This window comes from Veillonella sp. ICM51a (assembly GCF_000524355.1).
GTDB lineage: Bacteria > Bacillota > Negativicutes > Veillonellales > Veillonellaceae > Veillonella > Veillonella atypica.
Genome location: NZ_JAPX01000020.1, coordinates 1 through 21,867 on the forward strand (window position 1 = coordinate 1; position 21,867 = coordinate 21,867).

The following is a 21,867-nucleotide window of genomic DNA, read 5'->3' on the forward strand; positions in this document are numbered from 1 at the left end:
TACGATGATTATTACAAAGGCTACTAATTAACCTTCGATTTCAGTTACAACGCCAGCGCCTACTGTATGGCCACCTTCGCGAATCGCGAAACGAAGACCTTCTTCGATAGCGATTGGAGTAATCAATTCGATATTCATTGTTACGTTATCGCCAGGCATACACATTTCTACACCTTCAGGAAGGTTTACAACACCTGTTACGTCTGTTGTACGGAAGTAGAATTGTGGACGGTAGTTGGAGAAGAATGGAGTATGACGGCCACCTTCTTCTTTAGTCAATACGTATACTTCTGCTTTGAATTTTGTATGTGGGTTGATGGAACCTGGTTTAGCCAATACTTGACCACGTTCGATGTCTTTACGGTCAACACCACGAAGCAATGCACCAACGTTGTCGCCTGCTACTGCAGAGTCCAAAGTTTTGCGGAACATTTCAAGACCAGTTACAACGTATTGTTCAGCTTTTTCTTTCAAGCCTACAACTTCTACTGTGTCGCCTACATTTACTTGACCACGTTCAACACGGCCAGTTGCTACTGTACCACGACCAGTGATTGTGAATACGTCTTCCACAGGCATCAAGAAAGGTTTGTCAGTATCACGAACTGGAGTTGGGATGTAGGAATCTACAGCTGCCATCAATTCGTCGATTTTAGCTACATATTGAGCGTCGCCTTCCAAAGCTTTCAAAGCGGAACCTACAATGATAGGTACTTCGTCGCCAGGGAATTCGTAGGAGGAAAGAAGTTCACGAACTTCCATTTCTACTAATTCGATCAATTCTTCGTCGTCAACCATGTCAGCTTTGTTCAAGAATACTACGATTGCAGGAACACCAACTTGGCGAGCCAACAAGATGTGTTCGCGAGTTTGAGGCATAGGGCCGTCAGCTGCGGAACATACCAAGATAGCGCCGTCCATTTGAGCCGCACCAGTAATCATGTTTTTAACATAGTCAGCATGGCCTGGGCAGTCAACGTGTGCATAGTGACGGTTTTCAGTTTCGTATTCAACGTGTGCAGTGTTGATTGTGATACCACGTTCACGTTCTTCTGGAGCTTTATCGATCATGCTGTAATCTTGGAAATCAGCTTGGCCTTTTTCAGCCAATACTTTAGTGATTGCAGCAGTCAAAGTAGTTTTACCATGGTCAACGTGACCGATTGTACCGATGTTAACATGCGGTTTCGTACGTTCAAATTTTTCTTTTGCCATTTTAAATTATCCTCCGAGGAAAATAGTAATTCTATTAATCTAATGTAAGATTAACCGTTTTTCTTTGCTTGAATTTCTTCAGCAATTTTCTTAGGAACTTCTTCGTAATGATCGAATGTCATGGAGTAGTTACCGCGACCTTGAGTTTTGGAACGAAGGTCAGTTGCGTAACCGAACATTTCGCTCAATGGAACATATGCTTTGATATGTTGGTTACCATTACGAGCTTCCATGCCGTCCATGCGACCACGACGAGAGTTCAAGTCACCGATAACGTCGCCCATGTATTCTTCAGGAACGTCTACTTCTACGGACATGTATGGTTCAAGCAATGCAGGGTCTGCTTTGCGAGCACCTTCTTTAAAGCCCATGGAACCAGCGATTTTGAAGGCCATTTCGTTGGAGTCAACGTCATGGTAGGAGCCGTCAAATACGATAACTTTGATGTCAACCATTGGATAACCAGCGATAACACCGGATTCCATAGCTTCTTTAACACCATTTTCAACAGGTCCGATGTATTCACGAGGAATTGCACCACCTACGACCTTATTTTCAAATTCGAAGCCAGCACCTGGTTCTTGAGGAATTAATTCCAACCAGCAGTGACCATATTGACCACGACCACCAGATTGACGAACGAATTTACCTTCAGCTTTAACAGCTTTACGGATAGTTTCGCGATAAGCTACTTGAGGTTTACCTACGTTACATTCTACTTTGAATTCACGGTTCATACGGTCGACGATGATATCCAAGTGAAGTTCGCCCATACCGGAGATAATAGTTTGACCTGTTTCTTCATCAGTACGAACTTTGAAAGTAGGATCTTCTTCTGCCAAACGAGCAAGAGCTGTACCCATTTTTTCTTGGTCAGCTTTTGTTTTAGGTTCAACAGCAACGGAGATAACTGGTTCAGGGAATTCCATGGATTCAAGAATTACAGGATTCTTTTCATCACAAAGAGTATCACCAGTAGTAGTATCTTTCAAGCCTACAGCTGCAGCGATGTCGCCAGCGTAAACCATGTCGATTTCTTTACGAGTGTTAGCGTGCATTTGAAGAATACGGCCGATACGTTCTTTCTTACCTTTTGTGGAGTTGAAAACGTAGGAACCGGATTCCAATGTACCGGAGTACACACGGAAGAACGCTAATTTACCAACATAAGGGTCAGCCATGATTTTGAATGCCAATGCGGAGAATGGTTCATCATCGGAAGAAGGACGAGTAGTTTCTTCTTCAGTACCAGGAACGGTACCTTTAATAGCTGGAATGTCGATAGGAGCTGGCATGTAATCTACAACAGCGTCCAACAACATTTGTACACCTTTGTTTTTGTAGGAAGAACCACAAAGAACTGGGAACAATTGGTTAGCAATAACTGCTTTACGCAATGCTGCTTTCAATTCTTCAATGGAGATTTCTTCACCTTCCAAATATTTCATCATGATATCGTCATCAGTTTCAGCGATAGCATCGATCATCATTTCGCGACGAGCTTCAGCTACTTCTTGATATTCTGCTGGGATATCAGTGATTTCATATTCTTTACCGTCATCGGATTTGTAAATTTCCGCTTTCATAGTCATCAAATCGATGATGCCTTCGAAAGTATCTTCAGCGCCGATTGGCACTTGGATAGCTACGGAATTTGCACCCAAACGGGATTTCATCATATCAACTACGTTGAAGAAGTCAGCACCTACTGTATCCATCTTATTTACATAAGCGATACGAGGTACGCCGTAGTTAGATGCTTGACGCCATACTGTTTCGGATTGAGGTTCAACGCCACCTTTAGCACTGAACACCGCTACGGAGCCATCAAGTACACGTAGAGAACGTTCTACTTCTACAGTAAAGTCAACGTGACCAGGAGTATCGATGATATTGATACGATGATCTTTCCAGTGACATGTTGTCGCCGCAGAAGTGATTGTGATACCACGTTCTTGTTCTTGCGCCATCCAGTCCATCGTAGCAGCACCTTCATGTACTTCGCCGATTTTGTGAACAATACCTGTATAGTAGAGGATACGTTCTGTAGTTGTTGTTTTACCAGCATCGATGTGAGCCATGATACCGATATTACGAGTTTTTGCTAGGGAAAACTCTCTTGCCACAGTTGTCACCTCTTATTACCAACGATAATGAGCAAATGCTTTATTAGCTTCTGCCATTTTATGAGTATCTTCTTTTTTCTTGATTGCAGCGCCTGCATTGTTGAAAGCGTCCATCAATTCGCCTGCTAAGCGTTCTTTCATAGTGCGTTCACCACGAAGACGAGCGTAGTTTACAACCCAACGAATACCGAGGGTTTGACGGCGATCAGCACGAACTTCAACTGGCACTTGGTAGTTCGCACCACCGATACGGCGAGCACGTACTTCAAGTACAGGCATAACATTTTTCAATGCTTGATCAAAAACTTCCATTGGGTCTTGACCCATTTTGGAACGAATAATTTCAAATGCATCATATACGATAGTTTCAGCAATGCCTTTTTTGCCATCGTACATAACTTTGTTAATGAAACGTGTTACTAATTTGCTGTTGTACACCGGATCTGGAAGTACATCACGTTTCGGAACAGGGCCTTTTCTTGGCATGTTCAATTCCTCCTTTATAATGATGTGTGTTAATTTCGTTTAATGGCTAAAATTATTTTTTAGCTTTTTTCGCGCCGTATTTGGAACGACTTTGCATACGATTTTGTACGCCAGCTGTATCCAATGCACCACGAACGATGTGATAACGCACACCTGGAAGGTCTTTTACACGACCGCCTCTGATAAGTACAACACTGTGTTCTTGTAAATTGTGACCAATGCCTGGAATGTAAGCAGTTACTTCAATAGCGTTTGTCAAACGTACACGGGCAACTTTACGAAGCGCGGAGTTTGGTTTCTTTGGAGTAGCTGTGTACACACGAGTACATACACCACGTTTTTGTGGAGATTCTTGAAGCGCTGGAGCTGTAGATTTTTTAGTCAAGCTCATGCGACCTTTGCGTACTAGCTGATTAATTGTTGGCATTTGGGCACCTCCTTTCCAAATTTGAGATTTATAATTGATCCGTCATAACAAATTGTTACATCGGATATTACCGAGATTAACGTAGGATGCCTACCGCTGTGGCCCGCACCTTAATGCGGCACGCACGACCAAGGTCATCCATCGTATGCTTATCGTCGAACGGTATATTATGTTCCACGCAAGCCATCCGTACAGGATCTACTACGTAGCTATCGCTATCGCAGCCGAGAAACACAAACTTAACAGAGCCTTTTGCAATTGATTTAATCGTTTGCTTAGCACCTATTGTCTTGTTCGCCGATGCCAAATGGGCAATGTCCATGGTTACATCTTCTCCTTACGAAACTATGCTCAGGGCCCACTTGCCCTCTAAGCACTATGTAAGTATATCAATTACTCAAACGCATGTCAAAGGTTTTTTAACACTCAAAACCGCTATTTCACTGTATTTAATATGTACACCTATCCGTGTGTATCATTTATAAGAATCACATGTAGTATTCTCGTTTTTTTATACAAATATAGATAATTTCGCTTATTTTTATACACTTTATACATATTCAATTCTATTGGTGCAGTCTTGTTATGCAAAATTGATATAACAAAAAAGAGATATCCCTAAATTATATAACAATCTAGGAATATCTCTTTTATTTTCTAATCATAGCTATAAGCTATAAAACCTTATTTTTCTATGATTTCACCGTCATCAGTTAATTCCAAAATTTCAGGAGCCTTTTTAACTACTTCAATTTTACGGTAACGGCTCATACCAGTACCGGCAGGAATCAATTTACCGATGATAACATTTTCCTTAAGACCCAATAATGGATCGATTTTGCCCTTAATAGCAGCATCTGTAAGAACACGTGTAGTTTCTTGGAATGATGCAGCAGACAAGAAGGAATCTGTAGCCAATGCAGCTTTAGTAATACCCAACAATGTACGTTTACCAGTAGCATTTTCACGGCCATTCAATGTTAAACGACGATTTTCTTCATCAAATGTGTTGATATCAATCATGTCGCCAGGAAGCATATCTGCATCGCCAGCAGTTTCGATTTTAACCTTATGAAGCATTTGACGAACAATAACTTCAATGTGTTTATCATTGATTTCTACACCTTGAGATTTATATACTTTTTGTACTTCGTATACGAGGTAACGTTGTGTTGCTTGTGTGCCCATTACACGCATGATGTCATGAGGATTAATGGAACCTTCTGTCAAACGTGCGCCCAAGGATACAACATCACCGTCTTTAACGATAATGCGGGAACCATAAGGGATGAGGTAATCGAGTTCAATACCATCTTCACCTGTAATAAAGATAGTATTAGTACCTTTTTTACCTTCGTTAGGTACAACACGTACTACACCTTCATTTTCAGCAATGATTGCATTACGTTTTGGTTTACGAGCTTCGAACAATTCTTCAACACGAGGCAAACCTTGTGTGATATCGTCACCTGCGACACCGCCTGTATGGAATGTACGCATTGTCAATTGTGTACCAGGTTCACCGATGGATTGAGCCGCAATGATACCAACTGCTTCACCGACTTGAACTTGGTCACCTGTACCAAGGTCACGACCATAGCACTTACGGCATACGCCATAAGGGCTGCGACAAGTCAATACGGAACGGATTTTAACAACATCGTAATGTTTTACAACTTCATCAGCAAGTTCTTCAGTAATTTCACCATTCAATGGAACGATAACTTCACCAGTTTCCTTATTGATTAATTCTTCAGCTGCAATACGACCTACGATACGGTCTTTCAATGGTTCAATAATACCCGTACCTTCAACGATAGCTTCTACTTCAATACCGTTGATTTCATTATTGCGTACTTGTACCTCTTTTACATCAGAGTTTAGAATTGCTTCGATACCTTCTTCTGTAAGGCGTGTATCAGCAGGGTAGATTTCTACGCCATTGCTGTCCACGATAGCATTCACAGTATCCTTGTTCAACATATTTTGAACCATAGTTTCTTTTAATGTTGCACGGATACTATCGTCGCTTTCACCAAGAAGGATCTTTTGTACCAAATTAGTATGGTTAATATCGCTATCAGAGCCTAAATGTGCACCGCGTAAGGAGATAGCTGTTACACCAGCATCTGCGATATCTGCTAAGCTTTGTTCATCAAGAATAGTTTCTGCAGGAACAGCTAATTCACCTGTTTCAGCATTTACTACATCTTTATCGAGAACGCGGCCAATCAATTTGTCTTTCAACATTTCAAGAGCTTGACGTGGAGATGTAGCCAAACGAGCGCGTTCACGAACGAGATCGATACCTACAACGTCACAATCGTCCTCACGAACGATAACGTCTTGAGATACGTCAACAAGACGACGAGTCAAATAACCGGAGTCAGCTGTACGAAGTGCTGTATCGGCCAAACCTTTACGAGCACCATGAGAGGACGTAAAGTAATCCAATACAGTCAAACCTTCTTTAAAGTTTGCCTTGATTGGCAAGTCGATGATACGACCAGATGGGTCAGCCATCAAACCACGCATACCAGCAAGCTGACGAATTTGTTGTTTGTTACCACGGGCACCGGAGATAGCCATCATATATACAGGGTTGAAGCCATCTTTATCGCGCGCCATATTATCCATCATGGCATCAGTAACATCTTCTGTTGCTTTTGTCCACAATTGGATTGTTTTACGATAACGTTCTTCTTCTGTAATAAGACCACGGCGATATAGACGAGATACTTTTTCTACTTCTTGTTCTGCAGTATCAAGTAAATCGAATTTTTCTTCTGGTACTTTAATATCCGCAATGGCTACTGTCATACCTGCACGACGTGCAAAGGAGTAACCAAGGGATTTAATTCTGTCTAAGAGTTCAGCAGTTTTTTCATTGCCGAATAATTGGAAACATTGATCTACAAGTTTACCAACCGTCTTCTTATCCATAACCTTACCCAATGTGTAAGTACCGTCTTCTTTTTGTTCATATTGCCATAATTCTGGGAACAAAGCGTTGTTAAAGATCAAACGACCAGCTGTAGTTTCTACGCGACCGTGTTCAGGCAAGCGAATGTATAAAATATCTTGCAATCCGATAACATGAGAATCGTAAGCAAGCATTACTTCGTCATATGTAGCAAATGTTTTTGCTTTATCACGAGTATCTTCGCGTACAACTGTTAGGTAATAAGTACCCAAAATCATATCTTGAGATGGAATAGCAACTGGCTTACCATCTTTTGTTGATAAGATATTATGAACGGATAGCATCAATGTACGAGCTTCGGATTGAGCTTCTACGGACAATGGTAAATGACAAGCCATTTGGTCACCGTCAAAGTCGGCATTAAAGGCTGTACATACTAATGGATGCAATTTGATAGCACGGCCTTCCCAAAGGATTGGTTCGAAGGCTTGGATACCAAGTCTATGCAATGTAGGGGCACGGTTCAAAAGAACTGGATGTTCTTTGATAACCTCTTCCAAGGATTCCCATACACCAGGACCTACGCGTTCTACTTGGCGCTTAGCAGCCTTAATATTGGATGCTTGTCCACGTTCTACCAAGCGTTTCATAACGAATGGCTTGAACAATTCCAATGCCATTTCTTTAGGCAAACCACATTGATGCATTTTAAGTTCTGGACCTACTACGATAACGGAACGACCGGAGTAGTCAACACGTTTACCGAGCAAGTTTTGACGGAAACGACCTTGTTTACCTTTAAGCATATCGGACAAGGATTTTAATGGGCGGTTACCAGGACCTGTAACAGGACGGCCACGACGACCATTATCAATCAATGCATCAACCGCTTCTTGCAACATGCGTTTTTCATTGCGCACGATGATATCAGGAGCACCTAAGTCCAACAAACGTTTCAAACGGTTGTTACGATTGATAACACGACGATACAAATCATTAAGGTCAGATGTAGCAAAGCGACCACCATCTAATTGAACCATAGGGCGCAATTCAGGTGGGATAACAGGAACGACATCCATAATCATCCATTCTGGGCGATTGCCAGATTGACGGAATGCTTCTACTACTTCAAGACGGCGAACGGCACGGATTTTACGTTGACCACTTGCAGTGTTCAACTCTTCGCGCAATTCAGCATTTAATTGTTCTAAATCAAGTTCAGATAATAATGCTTTTACCGCTTCTGCACCCATGTCGATACATACGAATAAGATTTCTTCTGTAGCACCTAATTCGTAACGTTCTTCACGAGTTAATTCTTCATATTCTTTATCAGCTTCTGGAATTGTAGCATCTTCACGAAGTGCTGCATTATAACGTTCTTTACGTTGTGCTTCACGAACGATAGCCAAACGTTCATTACGTTGTGCCACAGTTTCAATAACTACGGATTTACCACCGATAGTATATCCTTCTTCATTGAATTGAGCTTCGTATTCACGGTATTCTTGTTCAGATAACAATTGGCGTTTTGCCAATGGGCTACCTGCAGGATCAACTACGATATAGGAAGCAAAATACAATACGCGTTCCAAGGAACGTGGAGATACATCAAGGATAAGGCCCATACGAGATGGGATACCCTTGAAGTACCAAATATGGGATACAGGTGTAGCCAATTGGATATGGCCCATACGTTCACGACGCACTTTAGCACGTGTTACTTCTACGCCACATTTATCGCAGACAACGCCTTTATGGCGGATGCGTTTATATTTACCGCAGTGACATTCCCAGTCCTTTGTTGGTCCAAAAATGCGTTCGCAAAATAGACCATCACGTTCTGGCTTTAACGTACGGTAGTTAATTGTTTCTGGTTTTTTAACTTCCCCATGAGACCATTCTAAAATTTGCTCTGGAGAGGCTAAACCGATTCGCATGGAATCAAATTCATTTACGTCTAGCACTACTATCGCTCCCTTCCTAATATTCAGTATCAGTCTTCATCTGCAGAGGATTCACTAATTGGATATGCTAATTGGCTAAGAATATCATCATCGCCACCATTAGATACTTCTTCCTCTGCTTCTGGGTCTACAACTGTTACTTCATCTGTTTCAACAGCATCGCCGTCCATAACATCTTCAATACCAGTTTCTACCACTTCATCTTCGTCATCAAGTTCTTTCATAACAACTTCTTCTTGATCTTCGTTCAAGATTTTTACATCAAGACCGATACTTTGAAGTTCTTTGAGCAATACTTTGAAGGACTCAGGCACACCTGGTTCAGGAATATTTTCGCCTTTAACGATTTTTTCGTATGCTTTAACACGACCAACAACGTCGTCAGACTTAACAGTTAATAGTTCTTGAAGAGTATAGGCTGCGCCATATGCTTCAAGGGCCCAAACTTCCATTTCCCCGAAACGTTGGCCACCAAATTGAGCTTTACCACCCAATGGTTGTTGTGTAACAAGGGAGTACGGACCTGTGGAGCGCGCATGAATTTTATCATCAACCAAATGGTGAAGTTTCAACATGTATACGTAACCAACCGTTACACGGTTATCCATAGGTTCACCGGTACGGCCATCGTACAATACGGTTTTACCATCATCTGGGCGACCAGCGATATCCAATGTTTCGAATACATCTTTTTCATGGGCACCATCAAATACAGGTGTAGCGATATGAATACCAGCTACATCCGGTTTTGGCATACCATAGGTATCATAGTCATAGCCTAATTTTTCCAAATCTTTGCGAATTTCAACGCGTTTAGCACGAGCTTCTTCGATATGGTTCAATGTAGCACGTACCTTGTTGATGCGTTCTAATTCTTCAACAAGAGCTGGATCCATTTCAGGCACTTCTTCTTCAGTGCCGAAATATTCCATGTGAAGTGCATTGTATTTAGATTCTAATGCTTTCAATTCATTGTAACGAGCTTCGCCACCAAGTGCAGCCAATTTCTTTTGAGCAGCTTCTTCTACATGACCTAAGATTTGAGATTTCAAATCGATGATTTTTTCATCAATATCAAAATGAGCTACTGTTACATCTTCTTTCGCTTTAGCTTCTAACTCTTCAATTTCAGCATATAATTTGCGAATTGCATCGATTTGTTCCCAATAGGATTCATCAGTACGCGCTTCTTTCAATACATTTTGAATATGAAGATCTGTAGCCTTAATTTTCATGCCCAAGCCTTGAACAGCCCAGCCTAAGTGAGTTTCAAGAACCTGACCAATGTTCATACGAGAAGGTACGCCCAATGGGTTCAATACGATTTGTACTGGAGTACCATCTGGAAGGAATGGCATATCTTCTTTTCTCATTACGCGAGAAACGACACCTTTGTTACCATGACGACCGGCCATTTTATCGCCTTCGTGGATTTTACGTTTTTGAGCGATGTAAACGCGAACAAGTTTGTTTACACCTGGTTGTAACTCATCACCATTTTCACGAGTGAACACTTTAACGTCTACAACCTTACCACATTCACCATGAGGCACACGGAGGGATGTATCTCGAACTTCGCGTTCTTTATCACCAAAAATAGCACGTAACAAACGTTCTTCTGGTGTTAATTCAGTTTCGCCTTTTGGTGTAGCTTTACCCACGAGGATATCACCAGGATGTACTTCTGCACCGATACAGATGATACCATCTTCATCTAGGTTTTTAAGTGTATCATCACCAGTATTAGGCAATTCACGAGTGATTTCTTCGGCACCTAGTTTAGTGTCGCGCGCATCACATTCGTATTCTTCAATATGAATGGATGTATAGATATCTTCTTTGCAAAGTTCTTCACTAAGCAAGATAGCATCTTCGTAGTTATAACCTTCCCAAGGCATGAACGCTACAAGAACATTAAAGCCAAGAGCCAATTCACCACCATCAGTAGCAGGACCATCAGCCAATACTTGGCCTTTTACAACATGGTCACCACGATTAACGATTGGTTTTTGGTTAAAGCAGGTGGATTGGTTAGAACGAAGGAATTTATTCAAACGGTATGTATCAACACGACCATCGCTATCGCGAAGAACGTGGATTTCATTACCCCAGCAACGTACGACTTTACCAGCTTCGCGTGCCAATACGCAAACGCCAGAGTCAGTAGCCGCTGTATATTCCATACCTGTACCAACTAAAGGTGCTTGAGCACGGAGCAAAGGCACCGCTTGACGTTGCATGTTCGCACCCATCAAGGCACGGTTCGCATCATCGTTTTCAAGGAATGGAATCATAGCTGTACCGATGGATACAACTTCTTTTGGACTAACGTCCATGTAATCAACCTTATCAGGTGTTACTTCTAATACGTCATGACCACGACGACATGCTACATGGTCATTAGCAAAACAACCGTCTGCATCAAGAGGGGAGTTCGCTTGGGCAATTGTCATGCCTTCTTCTTCATCTGCAGTCATATAAGCAACGCTTTCAGATACGCGTACTTTTACAACCTTATCCGCGTCAGCACCTTCGCCGTAAATTTTTTCAACCTTACGGTATGGAGCCTCGATGAAACCGAATTCATTAACCTTCGCATAGTTAGATAAGGAGTTAATCAAACCGATGTTAGGACCTTCTGGTGTTTCAATAGGACACATACGGCCATAGTGAGAGTGATGCACGTCACGAACTTCGAAACCTGCACGTTCACGAGATAAACCGCCAGGTCCAAGGGCAGATAGACGACGTTTATGTGTCAATTCTGCTAATGGGTTTGTTTGGTCCATAAATTGAGACAACTGAGAAGAACCAAAGAATTCTTTAATCGCTGCTACAACAGGACGAATATTAATCAACGCTTGAGGCGTAATAGATTCAATTTCTTGAATTGTCATGCGTTCACGTACAACACGTTCCATACGAGTCAAACCAATACGGAATTGATTTTGTAACAATTCACCTACGCAACGAAGACGACGGTTACCCAAATGGTCGATATCATCTGTATGACCGGCACCATCCATCAAGTTCAAGAGGTAAGAGATATTAGCAATCATATCTTCTCTTGTAACTGTACGATGGTTAAATTCTAAGTTGCAGTTGTTGCAAATGATTTTGGATACTACACCATCTGAATTAGTGATATAGAATTCAGCAAAACCTTCGCCGCTAAATACACCGCTCTTAGCAACGATATCAAGTTGTTCTTCCCCAACTTGTACGCCTGCATCAAGGATGATTTCACCTGTTTCAGTATCAACAATTGGTTGTGCCAATGTTTGACCCAACATACGTTGACGCCATCCTAGTTTTTTATTTAATTTATAACGACCTACGCGCGCTAAATCATAACGGCGAGCATCGAAGAATAAATTATCGAATAAATTACGAGCAGATTCTACAGTAGGAGGTTCACCTGGACGTAATTTTTTATAAATTTCTACCAATGCTTCATCAGCAGATTGAGTTGTATCTTTTTCTAATGTACGAACAATGCGTTCATCATATACTGGCAAACCATCTTCATCTGTTTGACCGTTCCAGAAAAGATCAAGAATACTTTCATTAGTATCCCAACCTAATGCACGAACAAGCACAGTAGCCGGTAATTTACGGTTACGGTCGATACGAACGGCTACAACTTCGCTAGCATCTGTTTCTAATTCAATCCAAGCACCGCGATTTGGGATAACTGTGGATTCATATAAACGATTACCCATGGTATCGATTTCTTTACCATAGTAAACGCCAGGGGAACGTACTAATTGAGATACGATAACACGTTCTGCACCATTGATAATGAAAGTGCCTGTATCCGTCATCAATGGGAAATCACCCATAAATACTTCTTGTTCTTTAATGTCCATATTTTCAGGATCATTATTAACTAAACGGATATTTACACGAAGTGGTGCTGCGTATGTAGCATCACGATTTTTGCACTCATTAATATCATACTTAGGCTCACCTAAGCTAAAACCTTCAAAAGAAAGTACTAAATTACCTGAATTGTCTTTAATCGGAGAAATATCGTTGAAAATATTTTGTAAACCGCTCTCCAAGAACCATTCGTACGATTTACGCTGAATGTCCAACAAATGCGGCATCTTAATAACTTCGTTAATTTTTGCATATGTATAACGAGTCCGTTTGCCTACCTGTTCAGGTTTGAACATATGTGCTTTCCCTCCTTCAAATACACTGGTCCACCATATTTCTATAACGGCATAGAAAAGACATCTTACAGGTCTCAGTTTTCCTGCTTTAATAACGCCAAATAAGCAAGGCCCTTTTTTATTTAAAAAATAACCTTGCTCTGTTCATTATCCAAGCACAACCTTGGAAGAAAACCCTTAATACGTAAGTTATAGCTTCTACATGGAAAAGTAGAAAATGCTACTTTTGCAATTTATAATTCTATCATCATATAAAAAAGCTGTCAACCAAAAGGCTGACAGCTTTCACATTTTCACGTATTGTTCACATTATATGACAAAGTTCATTAATAAAAATTAATTTCCTTTGTGTTTTAACAAATCAGCAGCGGCAATACCAGGGCGTGTCATTTCTTTAGGAGAAAGAATATGATTGATTTCATCTTCAGTCAATAAACCTTTTTCTAGGATAATATCGCGAATAGCACGACCAGATGTGTAGGCTTCTTTTGCAAGTGCAGAAGCGGTTTCATAACCAAGGTGAGGCAACAATGCAGTTACGATACCAACAGAACGGTTCAACCAGTATTCGCATTGTTCACGGTCTACTTCAAGATCGATAAGCAATTTATCAACGAATGTGTTAACACCATTTTTAAGGTAGCAAAGATTATTGAACAAATTGTAAGCCAATACAGGTTCCATTACGTTCAATTCAAATTGACCATTTTCTACAGCCAAAGAAATGGTAAGATCGTTACCGATAACTTGATAACATACTTGATTCAATACTTCGGCGATAACTGGGTTCACCTTACCAGGCATAATGGAAGAACCAGGTTGACGAGCAGGTAATTTCAATTCCCCGATACCACAACGAGGGCCAGATGCCATCAAACGGAAATCGTTGGCCATTTTAATCAATACAAGAGCCGTAACCTTCAAACCACTAGAGATATCAGCAAAGATATCCGTGTTGTTCGTAGCATCAATCAAGTTATCTGCAGTATAGAATGGTTCGCCTACGACTTCGCTAAGTTCGTATGCTACGTCATGAATGTAATTTGGTTCTGCATTAAGGCCTGTACCAACGGCAGTAGCCCCCATATTGATAACATGTGCTCCTTCAACAGCAGATTTAATACGTCTAATACCACGGCGAACACCTGATGCATAAGCACCCATTTCTTGACCTAATGTAATAGGCACCGCATCTTGTAAATGAGTGCGCCCCATTTTTAAAATTTCGCTATACTCATCAGCCTTTTTCTCAAGTTCATCCACAAGGCGTTGCAACGCTTCAAGCAAAGGTTTAGATTTCAAAATCGCACAAACCTTAATAGCCGTTGGAAATGCATCATTGGTAGATTGCGCCATATTACAATGGTTATTAGGACTTACAATATCATAGGATCCTTTTGGATGACCCAAAATTTCACAAGCGCGGTTTGCTAATACTTCATTCATGTTCATATTCACAGAAGTACCTGCACCACCTTGAATTGGGTCGACTGGAAATTGATCTGCAAATTCGCCGGCGATGACTTCATCTGCGGCTTGAACAATGGCTTTACCAATAGATACATTGAGGCGACCTGTTTTCATATTGGCCAAAGCGGAGGCCTTTTTTACCATTGCTAAAGCTTTAATAAAATCTTGGTCTAAATGTTTTCCTGTAATGTGAAAGTTTTCTAATGCACGAATCGTTTGTACACCATAATATAACTCATCAGCTACTTCTAATTCACCTAGGAAATCATGTTCTTTTCTCATTGCTATCCTTCTTTCCACTGAATGTGTATATCATTCAAATTACATTGTATAAAATGGTCTTTCTTTTGAATTTATTATAACATGTATTTTGTATACACAAAAGTCATTTAAGGTATTCCATAAAAACAATATTCTATATAATTTCTCTCATGACATATCTGAACATTGCAAAGTATAGTAAAATATAAGCATATACTATTAACATAAAGGAGTGTTTAAAATTAACATAAATCATCGAACACGAATCATAGCGCTGTTTTTAATTACAGTCATAAGCTATGGTTTTTATAATGCCTATATACCGATTACCGATCCAGTAGAATCTAACTATGTATTAAGTGCCATAACCATGTTAACTCACAATTCATGGATTTCACCTATGATTTATGACCATGTATGGTATGATAAACCACCATTAACATATTGGGCACTTATGATCTGCTATAAATTGTTCGGTATATCAGATTTTGTATCACGCATCCCTAATACATTAATTGCAGGGGCCAGTGTATCACTCATGTATCACATGGTATACCGTATCAAACAGTCCGTCCCAGTCGCAGTAACCAGTGCCATCCTCTTGATGAGCACCTTACAATTTTGGTATATATCACATGCGGTTATAACAGATGGCTTTTTATTTTTCTTTAGTCTTGCCATATTTGGTTATGCTTACCTAGCTTTTACAAACAATGATAAGTCGTCGATGATGAAAGCCTATATTGCAGCTGCCTTTGCAGTCTTAACAAAAGGACCCATCGGATTACTATTACCAGGACTCATATTATTAGTGTTTATGGTCCTTCAAAAATATAGTAAAACCAATAAGGATGAGGTAAGTTTACTAAGAAATTTAAAGATTGCCTTTACACCGCTAGGTATTGTATTATTTTTCGCCATTGCTACTCCATGGTACATAGCAATGTATTCTATTCACGGCCAAGATTTTATTAGTGGATTTCTTGGTCTACAAAATGTAGGTCGTGCCCTCGTATCCGAACACCCTAAATTCAACGTGTGGTACTACTATCTAATAATTACGCCGCTTGCTTTATTGCCATGGACACCAGTGGTTATATATCAATTGCGGAAACTGAACTGGAAGGAATCATTCAACCTACTTGGCGGGATATGGTTTGTTATTATATTACTATTTTATTCTATTGTAGCAACCAAGTATTTAACCTATACACTACCCGCGATTATTCCATGTATCATATGGGGTAGTGAGGCAATTATCAATTTACTGTTTAACCCTAATCTATCTAAATATTGTACTTCTTTAGTAACACTACCATTTGGCATATATACATGCATTCTAGGTATTGGCGTAGCCGTCAGTGCTAGCGACTATATCTTAGAGTATATGATTATAGTTAGCATAGGCGCTCTGATTTTTAAAATAGCTAGACATTACATACGAACATATTCACAACTCACATTGCTATTTTTGCTTCCAATACTAGCCCTATACTCAGCCACTACCATTTCTGTGACGCCCATATTAACGAGTCAATCTGGTATTCAGTTTACATCTTATATAGAAAATACGAATCAACCTGTTTTCGTATATGGTGGATATTATACTTCAGTCGTGTATTATACAAAACATATACCAACACAAGTATATTTAAATAAGACTGATGACGAACGCTGGGCTAAGGCCAGAAATATTATGCCTACCATTACCAAAGATGAGTTTTTAGATCAACTTCCAAACGAGTTAAATGCTATTGTTATCGTACCTAATCGGAATATAAAAGACTTTGAAAGTTCACCTGCATCTGTCATTACAAAACCATTGGGCAAAACTAATGGAGCTACAATATATAAAGTACAAGATAGTATTTCATTTTAATAGAGCGTGCCCTTCGGGGCACGCTTTTTAATATCAAGTTTATACAGAGTCGTTTCAGAGTAATCAGAACGCAAAAAAAGGCGTACCTTTAGGTACGCCTTTTAATATGGCTAGAATTATTTCAATTCTACAGTTGCGCCAGCTTCTTCCAATTGAGCTTTTAAAGCTTCAGCTGCTTCAGTAGCTACGCCTTCTTTTACAGGTGCAGGAGCGCCGTCAACGATAGCTTTAGCTTCTTTCAAGCCAAGACCAGTTGCTTCACGAACAACTTTGATTACGTTGATTTTGGATGCGCCAGCTTCTTTCAAGATTACGTCGAAAGAATCTTTAGCAGCGCCGCCTTCAGCACCACCTGCAGCTGCTACAGCTACAGGAGCTGCTGCAGTTACGCCAAATTCTTCTTCAATTGCTTTTACAAGATCATTAAGTTCAAGAATAGTTGCTTCTTTTAATTCAGCAACGATGTTTTCAATGTTCAATGCCATTTTAGTTTTCCTCCATAAAATAGTTTATTGTATCGGTCTTAAGCGACCAATGAATAATTCACAGAAATTATTATTCTGCAGCTTCTGCTGGTTGAGCGTCTGCAACAGCTTTGACAGCGTATGCAACATTGCGAACAGGTGCTTGCAATACGGAAAGCAACATGGAAAGCATACCTTCGCGGTTTGGAAGGCTTGCGATTGCTTTAACGCCTGCAGCGTCCATAACTTCGCCTTCAACGATACCAGCTTTTACAGTAACAACTTCTTGTTCTGTAGCTTTGATGAATTGTTCGATTACACGAGCAGGTGCAACAGCATCTTCTTTAGAAGTAGCCAATGCAGTTGGACCTTCTAAATGCTCAGAGAAACCTTCAAGATTCAATTCGTTTGCAGCAATGCGAGTCAAAGTATTTTTGATTACTTTGTATTCAACACCTTCAGCCAACATTTTGCGACGAAGATCAGTTGCTTGCGCAACAGTCAAACCAGAGTAACCAATCAATACAGCACCTTTTGCTTCAGAAAGAGTTTCTTTCATTTGAGCAACGATTGCTTTTTTTGATTCAGTGACAGCCATTAGATTACCTCCTTATAGATTTTGTGGTGCTCTATGTACTATCTTAGCGTAAAAACGACCTCATCGCACGCGATGAGGTCGTAACTAGTCCTAGGTTGTTCTAGTGTCAGCCTCAGCGGGCGGATTTACATCCATTATACATACCAGCCGTCTACAGCTAAGAGACATATGTGATTATTGCTCTTTGGTTACGTTGCTCAATTTGAACACGTTCAAAGGCACACCAGGGCCCATTGTAGCGGACAAGGTTACAGATTTAATGTATTGACCTTTAGCTGCTACAGGTTTAGCCTTGATAATAGTATCAACGATTGTACGGTAATTGTCAAGTAATTTTTCATCATCGAAAGAAGCTTTACCGATGGAGCAAGAAATGATACCTGCTTTATCAGTACGGTATTCGATTTTACCAGCTTTAATTTCGTTTACTGCACGAGCAACGTCTGGAGTTACAGTACCAACTTTAGGGTTTGGCATCAAGCCTTTAGGACCCAAGATTTTACCAAGACGGCCAACTTGACCCATCATGTCTGGTGTAGCAACTACTACGTCGAAGTCGCTCCAACCACCTTGGATTTTAGCTACTAACTCTTCAGAACCTACGAAATCTGCGCCAGCTTCTTCAGCTGCTTTAATGTTGTCGCCTTTAGCGAACACAAGAACGCGTTTAGTTTTGCCAGTACCATGAGGCAATACTACTGCACCACGAACTTGTTGATCAGCGTATTTAGGGTCGACATTCAAGTTGAAAGCGATTTCAACTGTTTCATCGAAATTTGCAGTTGCAGTTTTCTTAACTAACTCAATTGCTTCAACTGGTTCGTAGAACTTACCAGCTTCAATAAGTTTTACTGCTTCAGCGTATTTCTTACCTACTTTTGCCATTATAATATCCTCCTTATGTGGTCAAACGGGAATTCCCTCCCACCGATTTGCGCTTATGCGCAAGTCGTACGCTTATTAGTCAACGATTTCAATGCCCATGCTGCGAGCAGTACCTTCTACCATGCGCATACCTTGTTCTACGGTATTAGCATTCAAGTCAGGCATTTTCAATTCAGCAATTTCACGAACTTTATCGCGACCTACTTTAGCTACTTTATCACGATTAGGTACACCAGAACCTTTTGGGATACCTGCAGCTTTTTTCAACAATACTGCAGCTGGTGGTGTCTTAGTGATGAAGTCGAAGCTACGATCTTCATATACGTTAATAACTACTGGAATAATCAAGCCAGCTTGTTTAGCAGTACGTTCGTTGAATTCTTTTGTGAAAGCAACGATGTTAACGCCTGCTTGACCTAATGCAGGACCAACTGGTGGTGCTGGAGTAGCTTTAGCGGCTTCAATTTGTAGTTTTACTTGTTTAACTAATTTCTTAGCCATGGGTAATTAAACCTCCTATGATTCTACTGTGGTGGTAACGGATAAATATCCTCCCACTGCAACCAAAATCGATTGCTCTTTTAGAGTTATATTTATATATTAAAGAGCTTTTTCAACTTGAGAAAACTCTACCTCTACCTCTGTATCTCGATTGAACATTTCTACATTAAGTTTCAATGTTCCTTTTTCAGGGTTAATTTCGGTAATAACACCTAGTCTATCTTCAAAGGCACCGGATGTAATGCGTACCGTTTCACCAACCTCTACATCGACGTTGATTGTTGGTTTCTTATCCAAGCCCTGAGACTTAAGTATATGTTCTACTTCGGAATCAGAAAGTGGAACTGGTTTAGTGGCAGAGCCAACGAAACCTGTTACACCTGGTGTGTTGCGCACAACATACCAAGAACGGTCGTTAACTTCCATTTCAACCAATACGTACCCAGGAAATATTTTACGTTTTACTACTTTTTTAACCCCATCTTTTTCATCTATTTCATCTTCAAGAGGTACTAGAATTCGACTAATAACATCTTGTAAGCCCATAGATTGAACCTTAAGTTCTAAAGTGGTTTTAACTTTATTTTCGTAGCCTGAATAGGTATGAATTACATACCACTTCTTATCTGCTTCCATGTAATGGCCCCCTATCCAACAATCCGCAACAACATATTAATTAGTTGAGCAAAAATCGCATCAAACACATAGATGAGTAAGGCAATAAAGATTGTTACCAAAAATACTACAATTGTGTAATTGATGAGCTCTTTTCTTGTTGGCCAGACTACTTTTTTCAGTTCAGCCTTTACGCCGCGGAAGAATTTACCAAATCCGCCACGTTGTTGTACTGCTGAGTTAGACTTTGCCATTTGTTCACATCCTCAAATCAACAGGTAATGAATGATAAGAATTATTTCGTTTCACGGTGTAATGTATGTTTACCGCAGAATTTGCAATATTTCATCATTTCAATACGATCAGGATTGTTTTTCTTATTCTTGTTCGTTTGGTAATTACGTTGTTTGCAATCTGTGCAAGCTAAAGTAATGGCATTACGCATCCGGACACACCTCGCTTTATATTTACTAATAAGTCTCTTGTACTCGAAAACGCTCGACTACATACTAATGAATAGTATCATATGTGTCTAGCAATGTCAAGATTTTGAGCAACTCAAAAAAGCCAGGCACATGTACCTGACAGAAATAGTATAACAAAAAATGGCGTTCCTTGTCTAGAACTTTACACAAAAATAGGACCCCTTACGGAGTCCTATTTATTACAAAGGCTACTAATTAACCTTCGATTTCAGTTACAACGCCAGCGCCTACTGTATGGCCACCTTCGCGAATCGCGAAACGAAGACCTTCTTCGATAGCGATCGGAGTAATCAATTCGATATTCATTGTTACGTTATCGCCAGGCATACACATTTCTACACCTTCAGGAAGGTTTACAACACCTGTTACGTCTGTTGTACGGAAGTAGAATTGTGGACGGTAGTTGGAGAAGAATGGAGTATGACGGCCACCTTCTTCTTTAGTCAATACGTATACTTCTGCTTTGAATTTTGTGTGTGGGTTGATGGAACCTGGTTTAGCCAATACTTGACCACGTTCGATGTCTTTACGGTCAACACCACGAAGCAATGCACCAACGTTGTCGCCTGCTACTGCAGAGTCCAAAGTTTTGCGGAACATTTCAAGACCAGTTACAACGTATTGTTCAGCTTTTTCTTTCAAGCCTACAACTTCTACTGTGTCGCCTACATTTACTTGACCACGTTCAACACGGCCAGTTGCTACTGTACCACGACCAGTGATTGTGAATACGTCTTCCACAGGCATCAAGAAAGGTTTGTCAGTATCACGAACTGGAGTTGGGATGTAGGAATCTACAGCTGCCATCAATTCGTCGATTTTAGCTACATATTGAGCGTCGCCTTCCAAAGCTTTCAAAGCGGAACCTACAATGATAGGTACTTCGTCGCCAGGGAATTCGTAGGAGGAAAGAAGTTCACGAACTTCCATTTCTACTAATTCGATCAATTCTTCGTCGTCAACCATGTCAGCTTTGTTCAAGAATACTACGATTGCAGGAACACCAACTTGGCGAGCCAACAAGATGTGTTCGCGAGTTTGAGGCATAGGGCCGTCAGCTGCGGAACATACCAAGATAGCGCCGTCCATTTGAGCCGCACCAGTGATCATGTTTTTAACATAGTCAGCATGGCCTGGGCAGTCAACGTGTGCATAGTGACGGTTTTCAGTTTCGTATTCAACGTGTGCAGTGTTGATTGTGATACCACGTTCACGTTCTTCTGGAGCTTTATCGATCATGCTGTAATCTTGGAAATCAGCTTGGCCTTTTTCAGCCAATACTTTAGTGATTGCAGCAGTCAAAGTAGTTTTACCATGGTCAACGTGACCGATAGTACCAATGTTAACATGCGGTTTCGTACGTTCAAATTTTTCTTTTGCCATTTTA

17 protein-coding genes are annotated in these 21,867 nt (G+C 40.5%); 1 reads left to right on the forward strand and 16 read right to left on the reverse strand.

What is annotated here, in order from left to right; genetic code table 11:
* Nucleotides 1-27 precede the first annotated feature (27 nt).
* The 8 genes from tuf (HMPREF1504_RS02925) to HMPREF1504_RS02960 form a co-directional block, all read right to left on the reverse strand.
* Entirely contained in the window at nt 28-1,215 is a 1,188-nt protein-coding gene (tuf, locus tag HMPREF1504_RS02925; RefSeq protein WP_005377009.1) for an elongation factor Tu, read from the reverse strand.
* Between the two features lie 50 nt (nt 1,216-1,265).
* Nucleotides 1,266-3,341 carry an elongation factor G gene (gene fusA, locus HMPREF1504_RS02930; RefSeq protein ID WP_005377031.1) on the reverse strand — a complete coding sequence of 692 codons (2,076 nt, stop codon included), beginning with the start codon at nt 3,339-3,341 and terminating at the stop codon, nt 1,266-1,268.
* Between the two features lie 15 nt (nt 3,342-3,356).
* Nucleotides 3,357-3,827, reverse strand: coding sequence for a 30S ribosomal protein S7 (gene rpsG, locus HMPREF1504_RS02935; protein WP_004693556.1), 471 nt, complete (start codon nt 3,825-3,827; stop codon nt 3,357-3,359).
* A gap of 52 nt (nt 3,828-3,879) precedes the next feature.
* A complete protein-coding gene (gene rpsL, locus HMPREF1504_RS02940) occupies nt 3,880-4,254 on the reverse strand; it encodes a 30S ribosomal protein S12 (protein WP_004693554.1) in 375 nt (124 codons plus the stop codon).
* 76 nt (nt 4,255-4,330) lie between these two features.
* Complete coding sequence (locus HMPREF1504_RS02945; protein WP_005377124.1) at nt 4,331-4,576, reverse strand: ribosomal L7Ae/L30e/S12e/Gadd45 family protein; 246 nt, start codon at nt 4,574-4,576, stop codon at nt 4,331-4,333.
* Between the two features lie 362 nt (nt 4,577-4,938).
* Nucleotides 4,939-9,117, reverse strand: a complete 4,179-nt coding sequence (rpoC, locus tag HMPREF1504_RS02950) for a DNA-directed RNA polymerase subunit beta' (RefSeq protein WP_227041793.1) — start codon at nt 9,115-9,117, stop codon at nt 4,939-4,941.
* Nucleotides 9,118-9,173: 56 nt separating this feature from the next.
* Nucleotides 9,174-13,322: a DNA-directed RNA polymerase subunit beta gene (rpoB, locus tag HMPREF1504_RS02955; protein WP_038123301.1), complete on the reverse strand. Its 4,149-nt coding sequence runs from the start codon at nt 13,320-13,322 to the stop codon at nt 9,174-9,176.
* Nucleotides 13,323-13,658: 336 nt separating this feature from the next.
* Nucleotides 13,659-15,074: an aspartate ammonia-lyase gene (locus HMPREF1504_RS02960; protein WP_005379846.1), complete on the reverse strand. Its 1,416-nt coding sequence runs from the start codon at nt 15,072-15,074 to the stop codon at nt 13,659-13,661.
* Between the two features lie 211 nt (nt 15,075-15,285).
* On the opposite strand from HMPREF1504_RS02960, the gene HMPREF1504_RS02965 reads away from it, so the two are divergent.
* Nucleotides 15,286-16,932, forward strand: a complete 1,647-nt coding sequence (locus HMPREF1504_RS02965; protein WP_038123304.1) for a glycosyltransferase family 39 protein — start codon at nt 15,286-15,288, stop codon at nt 16,930-16,932.
* Between the two features lie 116 nt (nt 16,933-17,048).
* On the opposite strand, the gene rplL is transcribed toward HMPREF1504_RS02965, so the two are convergent.
* The 8 genes from rplL to tuf (HMPREF1504_RS03005) all read right to left on the reverse strand — a co-directional run bounded on the left by rplL (nt 17,049) and on the right by tuf (HMPREF1504_RS03005) (nt 21,863).
* Entirely contained in the window at nt 17,049-17,417 is a 369-nt protein-coding gene (rplL, locus tag HMPREF1504_RS02970; protein WP_009661502.1) for a 50S ribosomal protein L7/L12, read from the reverse strand.
* Nucleotides 17,418-17,487: 70 nt separating this feature from the next.
* On the reverse strand, nt 17,488-17,994 hold the full coding sequence (rplJ, locus tag HMPREF1504_RS02975) for a 50S ribosomal protein L10 (protein ID WP_005382951.1): 507 nt from the start codon (nt 17,992-17,994) through the stop codon (nt 17,488-17,490).
* A 174-nt stretch (nt 17,995-18,168) separates the two neighbouring features.
* Nucleotides 18,169-18,879 carry a 50S ribosomal protein L1 gene (gene rplA, locus HMPREF1504_RS02980; RefSeq protein ID WP_005377180.1) on the reverse strand — a complete coding sequence of 237 codons (711 nt, stop codon included), beginning with the start codon at nt 18,877-18,879 and terminating at the stop codon, nt 18,169-18,171.
* A gap of 75 nt (nt 18,880-18,954) precedes the next feature.
* Complete coding sequence (gene rplK, locus HMPREF1504_RS02985) at nt 18,955-19,380, reverse strand: 50S ribosomal protein L11 (RefSeq protein ID WP_004693535.1); 426 nt, start codon at nt 19,378-19,380, stop codon at nt 18,955-18,957.
* A gap of 99 nt (nt 19,381-19,479) precedes the next feature.
* A complete protein-coding gene (nusG, locus tag HMPREF1504_RS02990) occupies nt 19,480-20,016 on the reverse strand; it encodes a transcription termination/antitermination protein NusG (RefSeq protein WP_005377143.1) in 537 nt (178 codons plus the stop codon).
* Between the two features lie 11 nt (nt 20,017-20,027).
* Nucleotides 20,028-20,249, reverse strand: a complete 222-nt coding sequence (secE, locus tag HMPREF1504_RS02995) for a preprotein translocase subunit SecE (protein WP_005377007.1) — start codon at nt 20,247-20,249, stop codon at nt 20,028-20,030.
* A gap of 41 nt (nt 20,250-20,290) precedes the next feature.
* Nucleotides 20,291-20,440 (reverse strand): 50S ribosomal protein L33, encoded by a 150-nt coding sequence (rpmG, locus tag HMPREF1504_RS03000; RefSeq protein WP_004693530.1) that lies wholly within the window; start codon nt 20,438-20,440, stop codon nt 20,291-20,293.
* Nucleotides 20,441-20,675: 235 nt separating this feature from the next.
* On the reverse strand, nt 20,676-21,863 hold the full coding sequence (gene tuf, locus HMPREF1504_RS03005) for an elongation factor Tu (protein WP_005377009.1): 1,188 nt from the start codon (nt 21,861-21,863) through the stop codon (nt 20,676-20,678).
* Nucleotides 21,864-21,867: the final 4 nt, after the last annotated feature.

Coding starts and splice junctions, on each gene's coding strand:
- tuf (WP_005377009.1), bottom strand. CDS start 1,215: ATGGCAAAAGAAAAATTTGAACGTACGAAACCGCATGTTAACATCGGT.
- rpsG (WP_004693556.1), bottom strand. CDS start 3,827: ATGCCAAGAAAAGGCCCTGTTCCGAAACGTGATGTACTTCCAGATCCG.
- rpsL (WP_004693554.1), bottom strand. CDS start 4,254: ATGCCAACAATTAATCAGCTAGTACGCAAAGGTCGCATGAGCTTGACT.
- HMPREF1504_RS02945 (WP_005377124.1), bottom strand. CDS start 4,576: ATGGACATTGCCCATTTGGCATCGGCGAACAAGACAATAGGTGCTAAG.
- rpoC (WP_227041793.1), bottom strand. CDS start 9,117: ATGCGAATCGGTTTAGCCTCTCCAGAGCAAATTTTAGAATGGTCTCAT.
- rpoB (WP_038123301.1), bottom strand. CDS start 13,322: ATGTTCAAACCTGAACAGGTAGGCAAACGGACTCGTTATACATATGCA.
- HMPREF1504_RS02960 (WP_005379846.1), bottom strand. CDS start 15,074: ATGAGAAAAGAACATGATTTCCTAGGTGAATTAGAAGTAGCTGATGAG.
- rplL (WP_009661502.1), bottom strand. CDS start 17,417: ATGGCATTGAACATTGAAAACATCGTTGCTGAATTAAAAGAAGCAACT.
- rplJ (WP_005382951.1), bottom strand. CDS start 17,994: ATGGCTGTCACTGAATCAAAAAAAGCAATCGTTGCTCAAATGAAAGAA.
- rplA (WP_005377180.1), bottom strand. CDS start 18,879: ATGGCAAAAGTAGGTAAGAAATACGCTGAAGCAGTAAAACTTATTGAA.
- rplK (WP_004693535.1), bottom strand. CDS start 19,380: ATGGCTAAGAAATTAGTTAAACAAGTAAAACTACAAATTGAAGCCGCT.
- nusG (WP_005377143.1), bottom strand. CDS start 20,016: ATGGAAGCAGATAAGAAGTGGTATGTAATTCATACCTATTCAGGCTAC.
- secE (WP_005377007.1), bottom strand. CDS start 20,249: ATGGCAAAGTCTAACTCAGCAGTACAACAACGTGGCGGATTTGGTAAA.
- rpmG (WP_004693530.1), bottom strand. CDS start 20,440: ATGCGTAATGCCATTACTTTAGCTTGCACAGATTGCAAACAACGTAAT.
- tuf (WP_005377009.1), bottom strand. CDS start 21,863: ATGGCAAAAGAAAAATTTGAACGTACGAAACCGCATGTTAACATTGGT.